The sequence below is a fragment of the Streptomyces sp. NPDC088706 genome (genome assembly GCF_044752765.1).
Taxonomy (GTDB): domain Bacteria; phylum Actinomycetota; class Actinomycetes; order Streptomycetales; family Streptomycetaceae; genus Streptomyces.
On the sequence record NZ_JBIVLW010000018.1, the window covers coordinates 24,817 to 39,891 of the forward strand.

The following is a 15,075-nucleotide window of genomic DNA, read 5'->3' on the forward strand; positions in this document are numbered from 1 at the left end:
AACCACCCGGCGCACCGGTGCGGCCAACTCGCACAGCACCCTCGGTCCCTGGGAAAGGCCCCAGGTGACACCGGTCGCCCGCTCCGGCCAGGGACCGAAGGGACCCGGTTCCGGAATGGACGACGCCCCCTACTCGCCGGTACGCCCACCGCTCCGCGCACCGGGGGCCCGTCGTTCGGATCAGGCCGGATCAGGCAGCCGGGGGCCCGTCCAGGCGGACGACCCCCACGGCGCCGGGAAGAACGGTGAGCCGGCCCTCGGCCCGGTCACCGCCCAGCAGCTCGGTACCGGGGGCGGGCAGGGGGACCTGGGCCGGCGCCGAGGAGTGGTTGACGACGAACAGGTACTCCCCGCTCTCGCCGGAGCGGCGCACCACCTCCACGTCGTGCGGCAGTTCGTCGCGCGGCGGCAGGCCCGCGTCGGCGAAGGCCCCACGCAGCACCGTGTCCAGTTCCCGGGGCCCCAGGCGCGTGGAGAGGTACCAGGCGGTGCCGGCTCCCGAGCGGTGGCGGGTGACGGCCGGGCTCCCGGCCGCCGGCCCGTCGGTGTAGCTCCACACGCTCTGCGCCCCCTGCGGCACCACGAACTCCGACCACACGTCCGCGTCGGCCGAAGCCCCCTTCGGGCCCTCGACGCGCACCGTGTCACCGGGCAGCAGCGGTGACCACTCCTCGACGGTGAGCCCGAGCACCTCGCGCAGCGCCCCGGGGCAGGGGCCGGGGTGCACGGCGTCGTTCTCGTCCACGATGCCCGAGAAGTACGAGACGACCAGGGTGCCGCCCCCCTCGACGTACCGCCGCAGATTGCTCCCGGCGCTCTCGGTGGCCAGATACAGCGCCGGCACCACCACCAGCGGATACGCCGACAGGTCGGCTTCCGGGTGGGCGAAGTCGACCGTCAGATGCCGGTCGTAGAGCACCTCGTAGAAGCTGTCCGCGCGCTCGCGGGGATCGTGATCGACGCTGGGCTGCCCCTCCGCGCCCTGCGCCCACCAGGAATGCCAGTCCCACACCATGGCGACGTCCGCCACGGTCCGGGTGCCCTTCAGACAGGCCAGTGCGCCCACATCGGCCCCCAGTCGCACCACTTCTTGCCACACCCGGGTTCCGGTGCCGCCGTGCGGCAGCATCGCGGAGTGGAACTTCTCGGCGCCGCGCCGCGACTGGCGCCACTGGAAGAACATGGCGCCCTCCGACCCCCGTGCCACGTTGGCGAGGGAGTCGCGGGCCATCTGTCCCGGTGCCTTGGCGAGGTTGCGGGGCTGCCAGTTGACCCCCGAGGTGGAGTGTTCCAGGAGCAGCCAGGGGGCGCCGCCCGCCACCGAGCGGGTGAGGTCGGCGGTCATCGCGAGGTTCACATGGGTGCGGCGGCCGTCGGTGATCAGGTAGTGGTCGTTGCTGACCAGATCGACCTCACGGCCCCAGGCCCAGTAGTCGACGGATGCGCACTGGCTCAGCGCGGTCATGAAGTTGGTGGTGACCGGCACACCGGGGGTGATGCGGTGCAGGATGTCGCGCTCGGCGCGGAAGTTCTCGCGCATGGTGGCGTCCGCGAACCGCTTGTAGTCCAGTTGCTGGGCCGGGTTGCACACGCCCGGGGTGAGCCGCGGTGGGTCGATCTGCTCGTAGGAGGTGTACCGCTGCCCCCAGAACGCGGTGCCCCACGCGTCGTTGAGTGCGTCCAGCGTGCCGTGGCGGGTGGCCAGCCAGCGGCGGAAGTGCGCCGCGCAGCCGTCGCAGTAGCAGGCGCTCAGCGGGGCGCCGTACTCGTTGTGGACGTGCCACATCGCGAGTGCGGGATGGTCCGCGTAGTGCAGGGCCACCGCCGTGGTGATCCTGGCGGCGGCCTCGCGGTAGGCGGCGTTGCTGTGGCAGATGGCGCCCCGTGAGCCGAAGGCGTACCGGACGCCCTCGCGTGTGACGGGCAGGGCGTCGGGGTGGGCACGGTAGAACCAGGCCGGCGGGGTCACCGTGGGGGTCGCCAGATCGACGCGGATGCCGTGCTCGTGCAGCAGGTCGAGGACCCGGTCGAGCCACCCGAAATCGTGGACGCCCTCCTCCGTCTCCAGCAGTGCCCACGAGAAGATCCCCACGCTGACCAGGTTGACCCCGGCCTCCCGCATCAGCCGCACGTCCTCACGCCACACGGCCTCGGGCCATTGCTCGGGGTTGTAGTCGCCTCCGAAGGCGAGCGTCGGCAGGACGGGGCGGGTGTTCTTCGGCATCGGAGCCTCCGTAGGTGGTCGGGCGGCCCCGGCGGACGGTGGCCGGGGCCGGGTGAGGTCGGCCGGGGTCAGGTCCGTCCGTCCTCGAACACGCGCAGGGCCACCACCGTCGCCCACGCAGAACCGTGGGTTCCGCCCACCCTCAACCGCAGGGCCGTGGTGGCGACGGGCTCCTCCAGCCGGTGCGACCTGCGCCGTTCCCGGTTGTCCCGCACCGGGACGACCGTCTGCCAGTCACCGTCCACCAGCGCCTCGACGGCGTAGTCCCGGACGAGTTCCGGCACGACCGGGAAGGGTGTGCGGTGGTGGTGGAGGTTGATCAGGTCCAGGTCGACGTCGTCGTTGAAGATGACGTCGACGCATCCGACGGTCCGGGGCTGCTCCCAGTCGAGCCTGATCCAGGGCTCGGGATCGGCGGCGACGGGCTGGGACGACCACATCCGCGGACCGTCGTAGGGGCGCTGGAGCGCGCCGGTCACCTGGGCGGCGCTGTAGGCGCCGCTCTCCCCGCGCACCACCACCGCCGGGCAGCGGCGGCGCAGCTCCTCGGCGGACCACGCGTTGGACTGCGGCCGTTCGCTGCGTGTGCGGGGGGTACGGCTCACCAGTCCCAGAACCCCGTAGGGGCCCGGCCGGTCGACGACGACGAGTGCCACGCCAGGGGTGCGCCGCAGCAGCAGGACCACGTTCTGCCCGCCGGGTGCCTCGTGGGCGAAGGGAGCCCGCACCCACTGCTCACCGGCGGCGAGCTCGACCGACGTGCTGTCGAGCATCTTCACCGGTATGTGGTTCTCACCGCCGCCGGTCGACCACAGCTCCAGCTCCACCGAGGTCGCGCGGTCCACGTCGAGGAGGAGGTCCACCGACTCGATCGCGGGTTCCACCGGGAGGAGGAGACCGACGTCGTGGCCGTCCAGGGGCTGCCGGCTCGTCGGCTCACCGGGACGGGGCTCGACACGCAGCTCTCGCAGCTCGCTGGAGGCGCTGACCCGGGCGGACGCGGCGAGGTCCGCCGGGTCGTGCCACTCGACGCCGAGCAGCGACGCGTCCTGCCGCAGGAGCAGTTGCTGGAGCCGGCCGAGATGGCCCTCCGCCAACTGACGGGGGGTCAGGTTGTCGCGGGCGCAGAGCGCGGCCGCGACACCCGAGGCCTCTCCGGTGACGGCGCACGTCGCCATGACCCGGGTGGTGCCGAACGCCACATGGCTGGCGGAGATGTCACGGCCGGCCAGCAGGAGGTTGTCCACGTTGCGGGAGTACAGGCTGCGGAACGGGATGTGGTAGAGACCGGCCGAGAAGAGGTGCTTGGACCCGTCCCCCTCGGCGTACATGCCGCCGGCCGGGTGCAGGTCGATGGACCAGCCGCCGAAGCCCACCGCGTCGGGGAACCGGGTCTGCTCGATGATGTCCTGCTGCGTGAGGACGTAGTCCCCCACGAAGCGGCGGTACTCCCTCTTGCCCGGTACCGAGCCCACCCACTCCAGGGTGAGGGTGTCCGCGTCGAACTTCCCCGAGTTCTTGATGTGGTCCCAGATGCCGTAGATCACGGCCCACAGTTCGTCGCGGATCTCCTCGGAGTCGGCGACGGCGTCGCGTTCCCCGCCGTATTCGATCCACCAGTAGTCGCAGCCGTTGGCCGTGGTGCTGATGGGCCGGTTCCGCACGATCGAGGTCGCCGAGACGTCCTTCGCGATCGAGGGCGGTACGAAGCGCACGGGTGCCCCCGTGTCCTTCGTGTAGAAGAACATCGTGCTGCCCAGCATGTCGGAGTCCGCCTGCTCGGGCGCCCAGGCCTCACCGAACTCGTGGGCGGCCTCCCGCCCGGAGCGGTACCAGGCTCCGGCCAGATCCCCGACCAGTCCGTCGCCGGTGGCGTCGATGAACACCGGGCCGGTGAAGCGGATGATCCGCTCCGACCCCATCTGCCACCCCGTGACGGACCGGATGGTCCGGTGGTCGTCGGCGCCGTCCGCCTCCACCTCCCGCACGTCGGTGTTCAGGTAGAGCCGGATGCCAGGCTCGGCGCGTACCGCGTCGAGCACGACCTGGTCCCAGAGGAACGGGTTGCCCTCCGGGTTGCGGTACTGGTTCTCCCGGAACAACTCCCCCATGACCCCGGTCTCCCGGGCGTACTTCTGCGCGCCGTGCGCGGTCGCGCCGCAGACCCACACGCGGATCTCACTGCTCGCGTTGCCCCCGAGCACGGGCCGGTTGTTGATCAGGGCGACGCGGGCGCCCGTACGGGCGGCGCCTATCGCGGCCGCGACACCCGCGAGACCTCCCCCGACGACGATGACATCGGTCTCGACCGCTAGCCGTTGCATGCCAGTTCACCTTCTCGTGCTCATGTCCCTGGGCCTGCCCATCCCGAAAGACTTTATCATTTTTCGTGATAAGAACTGATTTTTAAGAAAAAGATTTGCAGCTCTCCCGGGCGGACCCGCCCGGGAGAGCGGGCCGCTATTCGGCCGGGCCGAGATCCGGGGCGTCCTCGAAGTGCACGACCCCGTCGGCACACCCGTGCAGTTCGAGCACCACGATCTCGTTGTCCCCCTGCCGCAGTACCGGACCGGGCACGTACAGCGACTGCTGCGGTCCCCGGGACCAGTAGCGGCCCAGCGCGAAGCCGTTGACCCAGACGTTGCCCTTGGTCCAGCCCGGAAGGTGGAGGAATGTGTCCAGAGGAGTGTCCACCTGGACACTCCCCCGGAAGAACGCCGGTCCGGCCTCCACCCCCTCCGACGAGAACGACAGCGCGTCCGGCTTCTCCAGGGGCAGCGGCGTACAGGTCCAGCCGGACAATGCCGTCCCGTCGAAGGAGACCGGCCCCGCGATGCCCTTCCAGTCGTGCAGGCCCGCGCCGTAGTTCACCCGCCCCTGGTTCTCGACCAGGACGGTCAGCCGCGCGCCGGCGGCCGGCGATCGCAGGCTGAGGGCCTGCTCACGGTTCTCCCGCTCCAGAGTGCCCACGGGCTGCCCGTCCACGAAGATCTGGGCGCGGTCGTGCACCTGCGCGATGTGCAGCACTCCGTCACCGGCAGCGGGCAGGGCCGTCTCGTACAGGACGTAGCCGAACGCCTGCCCCAGCGCCTCCATGGTGACAGGACGCTCCGAGGACCGGGAGGTACCGAGCCGGCCGGCCTGCGCGAGCAGGGAGGCGCGGTGCGGCAGGCGGATGTCCCGCAGGCGGAGCTTGGGCGCGCGAGCCGGTGCCGGCTCGGACGGCACGGCGGCATGCGCGGCGATCGTCTCGCGGAACAGGTGGTACTTCGCGGTGGGGTCGCCGGCCTCGTCGAGCGGGGCGTCGTAGTCGTAGGAGGTCACCGTGGGCCGGTAGTGGCCCTTGTCGTTGGCTCCGTTGGTGAAACCGAAGTTCGTGCCGCCGTGGAACATGTAGATGTTGACCGAGGCTCCCGCAGCGAGGATCTCCTCCAGGGTGTCGCGCACCTCCGTGTCGCGCCGCCGGTTGTGTCCGCCGCCCCATCGGTCGAACCAGCCCGACCAGAACTCGCCGCACATCAGCGGGCCCCGGGGCTGATGTTCGCGCAGGGTCCGCAGGCGGGTCGCCGCACCCCAGCTGAAGTTGACGGTCCGCAGGACATCGGGGAGGCCGCCGGCGGCCAGGTCGTCCGCCTGGTCGGAGGTGAACAGCGGGACGTCGACACCGCCCTTCCTGAGCAGGGTGACGAGGTGGTCGAGGTGAGCGCGGTCCCCCTTGCCCGAGGCTCCGTACTCGTTCTCCACCTGGACGGCGATGACGGGCCCGCCCGCGGTCGCGAGGTGGGGGCGCACCCGCGCCAGGAGCAGCTCGAAATACCGCTCGACGGGCTCCTGGTAGCGCGGGTCCGACGTCCGCAGCGCCACGTCCGGATCGGCCAGCAGCCAGGCCGGCAGCCCCCCGGCCTCCCACTCGGCGCAGATGTAGGGGCCGGGGCGCAGCAGTACGTGCAACCCCTCGGCCGCGGCGAGATCGAGGAACCGGGGCAGGTCCAGGCCCCCGTCCAGGACGAGCGGTCCGTCGCGGTCGGGCTGGTGGAGGTTCCAGGGCACGTAGATGTCGACGGTGTTGAGACCCATCAGACGGGCCTTGCGCAGCCGGTCGGCCCACTGCTCGGGATGGACGCGGAAGTAGTGCAGGCTGCCGGAGATGATCCGGAAGGGCTCGCCGTCAAGACGGAAGCCGTCGTCGGTGATGCTCAGTTCGGGCATGGGTGTGTCTCGATCTCTGTCGTGCGCGGGGCGGAGAGGTGGCGGCGCACCGGCCCGGCCCGCCGACCGCGGGCGGGACGGCGAGGTCCAGGGAGTACTGCGCTGCCGGGACCCGCCGCGGAAGCAGGTTCTGCGGGGTACGGGCTCGTCGCCGCCGTCCGGGGCGGGTGCCGGTGCGAGGGCCTGTGACACAACGCGCCGACGCGGTGGCCGGTGCGTGCGGGCGACCGGGTGCGGGGGTGGTCAGTTCATGGGGTTGTCGAAGATGGCGCCGCTCCGGGAGCCACGTCCCGGGGTATCGCCCTGGTTCATCCGGTCGTAGACGCGGTCGGGCACCCGCTGGACGACCAGTGCCCACAGCAGCGCTCCGACGAGGGTGTCGCTGGACCGCCCGGCGAAGTAGTCCGTCCAGGAGCCGCCCACGCCGGTGCCGGTGTTCAGCGGTACGTCGACCTCGGTGGCGAGCGCGGACTGCGGGTCGCCGGTGATGACCGCGGTGAGCGCACCGTGCGCCCGGGCGATCTCCAGGAACTTCATGGCGATGGCACTGTCACCCGACCGGGAGACGACGAGAGCCACGTCGCCCGGGGCGAGCAGGCTCGCTCCGACCTGTGCGAAGTAGGCCCCGTCGTCGAACCAGACGGGGATGCCGATACGGAACAGCCGCAGGTACAGCTCCTGGGCGGGTGGCGCGTCCCCCCACTCACCGAACAGCTGCACGCGCCGGGCGGACACGATGCGGTCCGCCACCTCGGCCAAGGCCTCCAGGTCGACCGAGGCCATGGCGTTGCGGGCGGCGCTGAACTGGTTGGCCGCCAGGGTGCTCAGGACCTTGTCGGCCGGGTCGTCCGGCGAGATGGCCGAACCGATGTCCTTCTCCCAGCCGGCCTGGACGTCCCGGCCGTGTTCCCGGGCGAGCGCCGCGCGCAGTTCGGGGAAGCCGTCGAAGCCCAGGGCGGTGGACAGCCGGGTGATGGTCGCTGCTGAGGTACGGGCCTCCCCGGCCAGCCAGGTGATGGAGCTGCGGCCCACCTCGTCGGGCGTACGGAGGATGACCTCCGCCACCCGCAGCTTGGCACCGGTGAGGCCGGGGAGCGCCGACCTCAGCAGTTCCAGCGGGCTGGCCTCGCCGACGGAGCCGAGCCGCCGGTCCCCGGCTTCCTGGGCAGGACCGCGCGCGCCGTTCCCGTTCACCGCGGGCACCGGTGCGGCAGCGGTGCGACGGGATCGGGGGGAAGGCCGGATCGGCTCACCGTCGCGGCTCACTCGCTGCTCCCCCACTGTGTGTCGTTCACTGCGGCCCGGACGCTCACCGGCCGGACCGGCTGCGGGAGCCGAACCGCCGGAGGGCTCACCTCGGCCGGTGTCGCACCGTAGGGCATTCTACTCTCCAGAGGTCGTGTTCCCGCCCGGCGACGGGTGGTCGCCGTGGGTGGGCAGGGCCGCCGCGTAAGGACGGGCGGCCCCCCTTCCGGCCGGGTCAGTTGACGGTGAATCCCTGATCCTTCCCGTACTTGACCAGCTGCTTCTCCCAGTCCTTCAGAGCTGCTTCGAGCGTCTTCTCGCCTGTGTACGCCTTGCCGACCTGGTCGTTGAAGATGGTGACGGCGTAGACGTCGTAGGGCAGGTACTGCCAGCCTCCGCCCACCTCGTTCAGGGAGTTCGCAAAGATGCGGTTGACCTCCTGGCCCCCGAAATACTTGTCCTTGGTAGCGAGGAACTCCAGCGACTCGAGCACCTTGGCACGGGCGGGGAAGGACCCGGACGCCTGGGTGATGTCCGCGCCCTCCTCCACGCTGACGTAGCGCAGGAACGCGGCCGCGGCGAGCTTCTTGTCGCTCTGCTCCATCAGCGCCAGGCTGCCGCCGCCGGTGATGGACGTGTTGGCCTCCGTGCCGCCGTAGGAGGGCAGCGGAGCTACCCGCCAGTCACCGGACGCCTTGGCGACGCTGTTCTTGAGGATGCCGGACATCCAGGCCCCGGAGGTCAGGGTGGCGATCTTGCCGGAGGCCAGGCCCTGGAACCATTCGGTGCTCCAGTCGGCGACGGGCGACAGGACCTTCGCGTCTATCAGCTTCTGGTAGGTCTCGGCGTACCTCTTGGTGCCGACGTCCTGGAGGTTGATGTCGATCTTGTCGCCGTCCACCTGGAAGGGGCGGCCGCCGGCGGACCAGATGAGACTCTCGGTCATCCCCGCGTTGCCTCGGTCGGCATTGATGAAGTACTCGGGATCGGCCTTCCGGAGCTTCTTGCCCGCCTCCAGGTACTCGTCCCAGGTGGTCGGCACCTTGATGTCGAACTTGTCGAACGTCTTCTTGTTGTAGAACATCGCCATCGGACCGGCGTTCAGCGGAAGCTCGTAGAGGCCGTCCTTGACGTTGACGGCCTCCCAGGTCGCCGACGTGAACTCCTCCTTCAGGGAGTCGAAGCCGAACTTCTTCAGGTCGACGAGCGCGCCGGACAGCGCGTACTGCGGAATGGCGTTGTACTCGATGGTGGCGAGGTCGGGCGCACCCTTGCCCGCCTTGATCGCGTTCTGCAGTTTCGTGTACTGCTCGGTGGCGGTGCCGACGTTCTGGACGTTGACCTTGATCTTCGGGTACTTCTTCTCGAACGCCTTGGCGACGTCCGGGAGGCTCCCCGACCAGGACCAGACGGTCAGCTCCGTCGGCTTGTCGAGTGCGGCCCGGATCTCCTTCTCACCGACGGACGGGGCCCCGGAATCGTCCTTGGCCTCCCCGCCGCAGGCGGACAGGGTCATCGCGGTGAGCACGGTGCCGACCAGGAGGGAGGTCGTTCTGCGGTGAAGCGGCCATCGGTTCATGTCGTTGCCTTTTTCTTGGTCGGTCTGTTGTTCCGTGAGGTGTGCGGACGCCTCATGATGCTGAGGTGCCGTGGTGGGTGGGGGGTCAGCCCTTCGTGCTGCCGGCCGCAAGGCCGGCCCGCCAGAAGCGCTGAAGACAGAGGAAGACGATGATCAGCGGAATGATCGTCATGAGCGAACCGGTGAGGACGAGGTTGGCGACGAGTTCGCCCTCCGCGCTGGCGCCCTGGGCGTTCCACCGGTTGAGGCCGACGGTCAGGGGGAACAGGGACGGATCGCTGAGCATGATGAGCGGCAGGAAGTAGTTGTTCCAGGCGCCCACCATCTCCAGCAGGAGGACGGAGACGAGAGCGGGTGACAGCAGCCGCAGCACGATGGTGAAGAAGATGCGGAACTCACCCGCGCCGTCCACCCGGGCGGCGTCCAGCACCTCGTCCGGCACGGCCTCGCTGGTGTAGCTGTACAGGAGGAAGAGGCCGAAGGGCGTGACGAGCAGGGGAATCACGACGCCCCAGGGGGTGTTCGTCAGACCCATCTTGCTGAAGAGGAGGAAGGTGGGTACGGCGAGGGCGGTTCCGGGCACCGCGACGGCGCCCAGGACGACGGCGAGGACCGCACGGCGGCCGGGGAAGTCGAACTTGGCCAGACCGTACCCGGCGAGCGCCGCCAGCAGGGTCGAACCGGCCGCGCCGACCGCCACGTACAGCAGGGTGTTCGCGAACCAGCGGCCGTAGATCCCGTCGTCGTAGGTCAGGACCCCGACGACGTTGTCCCAGAGGGCGAAGTCGTCCCCGAACCACAGCCCGAAGCTGGAGAACAACTGGTCCAGCGACTTGGTGGAGTTGATGACGAGCCAGACCAGGGGGAACAGGCTGTAGAGGAGGGGCAGCGTCATCAGCACGGTCAGGGCGATCGAGCGCTGCCGCCGGGGCCGGTTGCGCGACTGGAGCCGTCGGGCGGCGCGGCGCTCGGCCGAAGGGGGCTGTCGGCGGGCGGCCCTGCGGCCGGTGTCGACCGTTTTCTCCTGGGTGGGCATCAAGCCGCCCCCTTCATTCCGCGGCGCTGCACCGCGAAGGCGACCACGGCGGTGACCAGGCCCATGATCATGGCGACGGTCGCCGCGCTGTTGTACTGCTGTCCGGCGAAGGACAGGGTGTAGGCGTACATGTTCGGCGTGAAGTCGGTACTGATCACGTTGGGCACCATGGCTCGCAGGATGTTGGGCTCGTTGAAGAGCTGGAACCCGCCGATCACCGAGAAGATCGTGGTGATGACCAGGGTCCCGCGGATGGCCGGCAGCTTGATGCCGATGATGATGTGCCAGGTGCCGGCTCCGTCCAGCCGCGCCGCCTCGAACAGATCCGAGGGGATGGCCTTCAGCGCCGCGTAGAGGACGAGCATGTTGTAGCCGACGTAGAGCCACAGGCCGATGTTGCTGATCGCCGGCAGGACGAGCGCGCTCGACAGCGGGTCGGGCAGGGCGATGTCGAAGAACTGCTGGAGATCGCCGACCAGGCCGAACTGCGTCCCGTAGATGTAGCCCCACAGCAGGGACGCCACGACACCCGGCACGGCGTAGGGGAGGAAGATGCCGAGCCTGAAGATCGCGGGGGCGTACAGCCGCGCGCTGTCGAGAGCCAGCGCCGCCCCGAGTGCGAGCCCCATCATGAGCGGGACCTGGATGAGGAGGAAGATCGCGACCCGCATGATTCCGTCCCAGAATCGCGGATCGCTCAGCTGCTCCTTGTAGTTGTCGAGACCGACGAAGGTCACCCCGCCGATGAGGCGCTCCTGGAAGAGGCTGAGGCCCGCCGTGTAGAGGGTCGGCGCCACGACGGCCAGGAGGAACGGGATCGCGAAGGGCAGAACGAACGCCCACCCGGTCAATCGCTGCCTCAGGGGCCGCCGGACGACCGGTGCCCTGAGCGGCGACGAAGCCGGCCTTTTCTTCATGGGTACTCCAGAGCTGCTGGGATGTGCTGGCGCCATGGGTCGTCCGGGAGAAGCGGCGACGAGCCGGCCACTTCTTCAAATTTATTTCACACATGGGTCATCTGGATAGACTGAGTGATAATTTTTTTCACCAGCCCCGCCGTCAGCCGGGCGCCCAGCCACCCCGGCATACCGCGCGCCGGCCGCCGCCGCCCCGAACCAGCCACGGAGCCGGGCCCGGCGCGGTGCGGCGGCCCTGCCCACGCGGGCGGCGACGGGCCCGGGGCCGACCGGTGGCGACAAAGCGAACATCGTCGATGTTCTTCGCGAACACGGCGTTCCCGGGCGGCACCCTTGCTAACACGCCCCGGATCTCCCGCACAAGGCGGTCCGGGGGGACGGGGCCGGGCCGTACGCCTGGAGTCCGTCACTGCTCACGCCTGCCGAGCGTTCCTCGTCTCCCCCGCGGAACTCGTTACGCTGTCGATCGGGGTACGCCGACGAGTGATCCGGCGCTGAACCATCCCCAGGGAGACCCGATGCCCCGTGTGCTCCTCATCGAGGACGATCCCTCCGTACGCGAAGGGGTCGAGCTCGGTCTGCGCCGGCGCGGATACGAGGTCCGCTCCGCCGCCACCGGTGAGGACGGACTCGCCGCGCTCGGCGACTTCTGCCCCGACCTGCTGCTGCTGGACCTGATGCTGCCGGGGATCAACGGTGTCCAGGTCTGCCGTCTGATCCGCGGGAAGAGCCAGTTGCCCATCATCGTCCTCACCGCACGCGGCGACGACTTCGACGTGGTCGTGGGCCTGGAGGCGGGCGCCGACGACTACATCGTCAAGCCCGCCCGCACCGAGGTGATCGACGCCCGGATCCGGGCCGTGCTGCGCCGCGTCGAGGACTCCGGGCCGCCCCGGGCCGCCCCGGAGTCCCACGGGGAGCTCACGATCGACCGGGCAGGACTGACCGTGACCAAGTCCGGACAGCTCCTCACGCTCGCACCGTCCGAGCTGAGACTGCTGATGTACCTCTCCGGCGCCCCCGGGCAGGTCTTCAGCAGGCAGCAACTGCTCGAGTACGTCTGGGAGCACGGCTACCACGCCGACGTACGGCTGGTCGACGCCTGCGTCCGCCGCCTCCGCAGCAAGATCGAGGACGACGCCGGCTCTCCCCGCTACATCCAGACCCTGCGGGGCTTCGGCTACCGCTTCGGGCCGCTGTGAGCGCACGCCACGGGGGCCCGGCCGGTGGACAGCGGGCGGGCCGGCAACCGATGCGCCGGGCGTGGACGGCCGTGTTCGGGCTGCGGACGCGGCTGATGCTCGCCTTCCTGCTGGTCGCGTCCGTCAGCGCCACCACCACCGCCGCGCTGACCTACCGTGAGGCCCGCAGCGCCCTGCTGCGGACGGCCCAGGACACCGCGATCTCCTCGTTCCGCGACCAGGTCCGGCAGACCGCCTTCTCCCTGCCGCCGCGGCCCGTCGAACTGGAGGACGCGCTGCGCCGCATGGCGGGCAAGGGCAAGCCCCGTCCCTGGGTGGTCTTCGCCGAGTACGGATCGCTCCAGGTCTCCTCCGGCACCAGCCCGGTCTCCGAGGTGATCACCCCGCACCTGCGCGAGAGCGCGCGCACCCGTGACGAGGGCGGCTTCGAGCGGGTCGTCCGGGACGGTGTCCCCTACCTGACCATCGCCGTGCCCACCGTCTTCGAGGCCGATACCGGTGAGGAACTGCCCAGTGGGCTCCTCCTCTACGCCGTCATGCGGATGACCGACGAGAAGACCAACATCGACGCGCTCGTGACCGCGGCACGCGACGGAGCCCTGCCCGGTCTCGCCATCGCCCTGCTGCCGGCCCTGCTCGCCGCGCGCAGCGTGCTGCGCCCGGTGCGCAACCTGCGCGAGGCCGCCCAGAACATCGGCAGCGGCCGGCTCGACACCCGGATCGAGGCCCGGGGCAGCGGCGAACTCGCCGAACTGGCCCGTACGTTCAACGAGTCCGCCGGTGAGCTGGAGCGCTCCGTGCACGAACTGCGGCAGGCCGAGGCACGCGCACGCCGTTTCGCCTCCGACGTCTCGCACGAACTGCGTACCCCGCTCGCGGGCATGCTCGCCGTCACCGACGTCCTCGACGAGGACGCGGCACACCTGGACCGCGACACCGCCCGGGCGGTGCGGCTCATCAGCTCCGAAACCGGAAAGCTGGCCGTCCTCGTCGAGGACCTGATGGAGATCTCCCGCTTCGACGCCCGGGCGGCGCAGCTGAACACCGATGAGATCGACCCGGCCGAGGCCATCCGCCAGAGTCTGCGCAGCCGGCACCGGACCGACGGCTCGATCCTCACCCGACTGCCCGGCGGCATCCGCGCCCGGCTCGACCCGCGCCGCTTCGACGTCGTGGTCGCCAATCTCGTCGGCAACGCGCTGCGCCACGGCGGAGCACCCGTCACCGTGACGCTGTCCACCCGGACACGCCCCGGCGCCGGGCCCCTGCTGGTCGTCGAGGTCCAGGACAGCGGCCCGGGCATCGGCCCCGAGGTGCTTCCGCACATCTTCGACCGCTTCTACAAGGCCGACGCGGCCAGGACCCGTTCCGCGGGCAGCGGTCTCGGCCTGGCCATCACGCGGGAGAACGTACGGTTGCACGGCGGGACGGTCCGTGCGGAGAACCTGCCCGGCGGCGGGGCTCTCTTCACCGTCGAGATGCCCCTGTGGGCGCAGGAGGCGGGCGGATGAGCCGCTTGCGCAGGGGACGTCACCGTGCCGCGGCCGCACTGGCCGCCGCCCTGCTGCTCGGCGGCTGCGGGATCCAGCAGACCGATGTCATCGCCGCCGGCGGCCCCGCCACCATCCAGGTCCTCCGGCACCGGAACAGCCAGGCACTGCTCTTCTTCCGCCTTCCGGACGGCCGGCTGAACCCGGTGCCCCGGAGCATCACCCCGTACGGGGAGGGCGGCGGTCCTCGCGCGTCGGCCGAGGACGCGGTCCGCGCTCTGCTGGCCGGCCCGGGGGAGGAGGGCGAGGCCCTCGGGCTCGGCACCGCGCTGCCCCCGGCCGCCCCCGGCGGGGTGGTACGGGTCACGTTCTCGGCACAGGGCGGCGTCAGGGCCCGTCTGCCCCTGCCACTGGGCGAGCTGGACGCCACCGCGCGGCACCAGCTGATCTGCACGATCGCCTACGCCACCGTCAGCGGGGCCGAGGTGCGGATGACGGGTCAGGACGACGCGTCGGCCTCCGGCACCTGCGGTCTCGGCCTCCCCACCGGCGTCGTGCCGACGCGGCCCGCCCCGGGGAGGGGGACGGTGCCGCCCCCGGCGACCGGGTAGGCGGGGACGGGGATACCGATGGCGGGTCAGGCAGGGGCGTCGTCCGCGAGGATCGCGGCCAGCCGCTCGACGGTGTGAGGGATTTCCCGCCGGAGTCCGGCCAGGTCGAGCCCCTCGTCGCCGACGACGGTGAGCAGAGCGCGTTCACCGACGGACCGGACGACGATGTGGCGCCCGGCGCTGCGGATGACCACGTCACGCAGCGCGCCGCCGCCGGCCTCGATGGCCATGCGCCGGCCGATGCTGAGCGTGGTGGCGGAGAGCGCGGCGACGGACTCGGGGTGGAAGGCGTCGGCGTCGGCGGCGAGAAGGAGGCCGTCCACGGTGGACAGGGCACTCTCGCTCACCCCCGTCACCTGTTCCCGCAGGGCGGCCAGGGCTTCGACGAGGGGGGCGGGCGTGTGACCGCTGGGCATCGCTGCTCCTCAGTACGGGTGGGTGGCATGGGTGCGGCTGAAGTCCCGTGGCTGCTCCGCGCTCGTTCAGGACAGGCCCCTGAGGCCCGCGAGGACGCGGTGCAGCGTGCCCAGGTCGGGCTGGTGGTCCGACAGGTCCGACGGGT

11 protein-coding genes are annotated in these 15,075 nt (G+C 70.7%); 3 read left to right on the top strand and 8 right to left on the bottom strand.

Going from position 1 to position 15,075, the window contains the following annotated elements:
- Positions 1-190 precede the first annotated feature (190 nt).
- From ACIQAK_RS28485 to ACIQAK_RS28515, 7 genes are all read right to left on the bottom strand, one after another.
- On the bottom strand, positions 191-2,224 hold the full coding sequence (locus tag ACIQAK_RS28485) for a beta-galactosidase (RefSeq protein WP_366392127.1): 2,034 nt from the start codon (positions 2,222-2,224) through the stop codon (positions 191-193).
- Positions 2,225-2,292: 68 nt separating this feature from the next.
- Positions 2,293-4,548, bottom strand: a complete 2,256-nt coding sequence (locus ACIQAK_RS28490; RefSeq protein WP_366392126.1) for an FAD-dependent oxidoreductase — start codon at positions 4,546-4,548, stop codon at positions 2,293-2,295.
- A 136-nt stretch (positions 4,549-4,684) separates the two neighbouring features.
- On the bottom strand, positions 4,685-6,433 hold the full coding sequence (locus ACIQAK_RS28495; RefSeq protein ID WP_366392125.1) for a glycoside hydrolase family 35 protein: 1,749 nt from the start codon (positions 6,431-6,433) through the stop codon (positions 4,685-4,687).
- Between the two features lie 243 nt (positions 6,434-6,676).
- On the bottom strand, positions 6,677-7,627 hold the full coding sequence (locus tag ACIQAK_RS28500; RefSeq protein ID WP_366392124.1) for a MurR/RpiR family transcriptional regulator: 951 nt from the start codon (positions 7,625-7,627) through the stop codon (positions 6,677-6,679).
- A gap of 286 nt (positions 7,628-7,913) precedes the next feature.
- Positions 7,914-9,257 carry a sugar ABC transporter substrate-binding protein gene (locus tag ACIQAK_RS28505; protein ID WP_366392123.1) on the bottom strand — a complete coding sequence of 448 codons (1,344 nt, stop codon included), beginning with the start codon at positions 9,255-9,257 and terminating at the stop codon, positions 7,914-7,916.
- An 85-nt stretch (positions 9,258-9,342) separates the two neighbouring features.
- A complete protein-coding gene (locus tag ACIQAK_RS28510; protein WP_366392122.1) occupies positions 9,343-10,293 on the bottom strand; it encodes a carbohydrate ABC transporter permease in 951 nt (316 codons plus the stop codon).
- Positions 10,293-11,210 carry a carbohydrate ABC transporter permease gene (locus ACIQAK_RS28515; protein ID WP_401372234.1) on the bottom strand — a complete coding sequence of 306 codons (918 nt, stop codon included), beginning with the start codon at positions 11,208-11,210 and terminating at the stop codon, positions 10,293-10,295. Before ACIQAK_RS28515 ends, ACIQAK_RS28510 begins: the two co-directional genes overlap by 1 nt.
- A 518-nt stretch (positions 11,211-11,728) precedes the next feature.
- Here ACIQAK_RS28515 and ACIQAK_RS28520 point away from each other — a divergent pair.
- From ACIQAK_RS28520 to ACIQAK_RS28530, 3 genes are read left to right on the top strand one after another with little or no spacing between them, the layout of a single operon-like run.
- A complete protein-coding gene (locus ACIQAK_RS28520; RefSeq protein ID WP_366392120.1) occupies positions 11,729-12,412 on the top strand; it encodes a response regulator transcription factor in 684 nt (227 codons plus the stop codon).
- 50 nt (positions 12,413-12,462) lie between these two features.
- On the top strand, positions 12,463-13,923 hold the full coding sequence (locus tag ACIQAK_RS28525; RefSeq protein WP_366392132.1) for a HAMP domain-containing sensor histidine kinase: 1,461 nt from the start codon (positions 12,463-12,465) through the stop codon (positions 13,921-13,923).
- Positions 13,920-14,513, top strand: coding sequence for a hypothetical protein (locus ACIQAK_RS28530; RefSeq protein ID WP_366392119.1), 594 nt, complete (start codon positions 13,920-13,922; stop codon positions 14,511-14,513). The genes ACIQAK_RS28525 and ACIQAK_RS28530 overlap by 4 nt, the downstream gene beginning before the upstream one ends.
- A 26-nt stretch (positions 14,514-14,539) precedes the next feature.
- Here ACIQAK_RS28530 and ACIQAK_RS28535 read toward each other — a convergent pair whose 3' ends face one another.
- Positions 14,540-14,929 carry a roadblock/LC7 domain-containing protein gene (locus ACIQAK_RS28535; RefSeq protein ID WP_366392118.1) on the bottom strand — a complete coding sequence of 130 codons (390 nt, stop codon included), beginning with the start codon at positions 14,927-14,929 and terminating at the stop codon, positions 14,540-14,542.
- Positions 14,930-15,075 lie beyond the last annotated feature (146 nt).

Excerpts from the sequence above, each read along its gene's own strand:
- ACIQAK_RS28485 (WP_366392127.1), bottom strand. The coding sequence starts at position 2,224 with ATGCCGAAGAACACCCGCCCCGTCCTGCCGACGCTCGCCTTCGGAGGC.
- ACIQAK_RS28530 (WP_366392119.1), top strand. The coding sequence starts at position 13,920 with ATGAGCCGCTTGCGCAGGGGACGTCACCGTGCCGCGGCCGCACTGGCC.
- ACIQAK_RS28520 (WP_366392120.1), top strand. The coding sequence starts at position 11,729 with ATGCCCCGTGTGCTCCTCATCGAGGACGATCCCTCCGTACGCGAAGGG.
- ACIQAK_RS28490 (WP_366392126.1), bottom strand. The coding sequence starts at position 4,548 with ATGCAACGGCTAGCGGTCGAGACCGATGTCATCGTCGTCGGGGGAGGT.
- ACIQAK_RS28515 (WP_401372234.1), bottom strand. The coding sequence starts at position 11,210 with ATGAAGAAAAGGCCGGCTTCGTCGCCGCTCAGGGCACCGGTCGTCCGG.
- ACIQAK_RS28505 (WP_366392123.1), bottom strand. The coding sequence starts at position 9,257 with ATGAACCGATGGCCGCTTCACCGCAGAACGACCTCCCTCCTGGTCGGC.
- ACIQAK_RS28510 (WP_366392122.1), bottom strand. The coding sequence starts at position 10,293 with ATGCCCACCCAGGAGAAAACGGTCGACACCGGCCGCAGGGCCGCCCGC.
- ACIQAK_RS28535 (WP_366392118.1), bottom strand. The coding sequence starts at position 14,929 with ATGCCCAGCGGTCACACGCCCGCCCCCCTCGTCGAAGCCCTGGCCGCC.
- ACIQAK_RS28495 (WP_366392125.1), bottom strand. The coding sequence starts at position 6,433 with ATGCCCGAACTGAGCATCACCGACGACGGCTTCCGTCTTGACGGCGAG.
- ACIQAK_RS28525 (WP_366392132.1), top strand. The coding sequence starts at position 12,463 with ATGCGCCGGGCGTGGACGGCCGTGTTCGGGCTGCGGACGCGGCTGATG.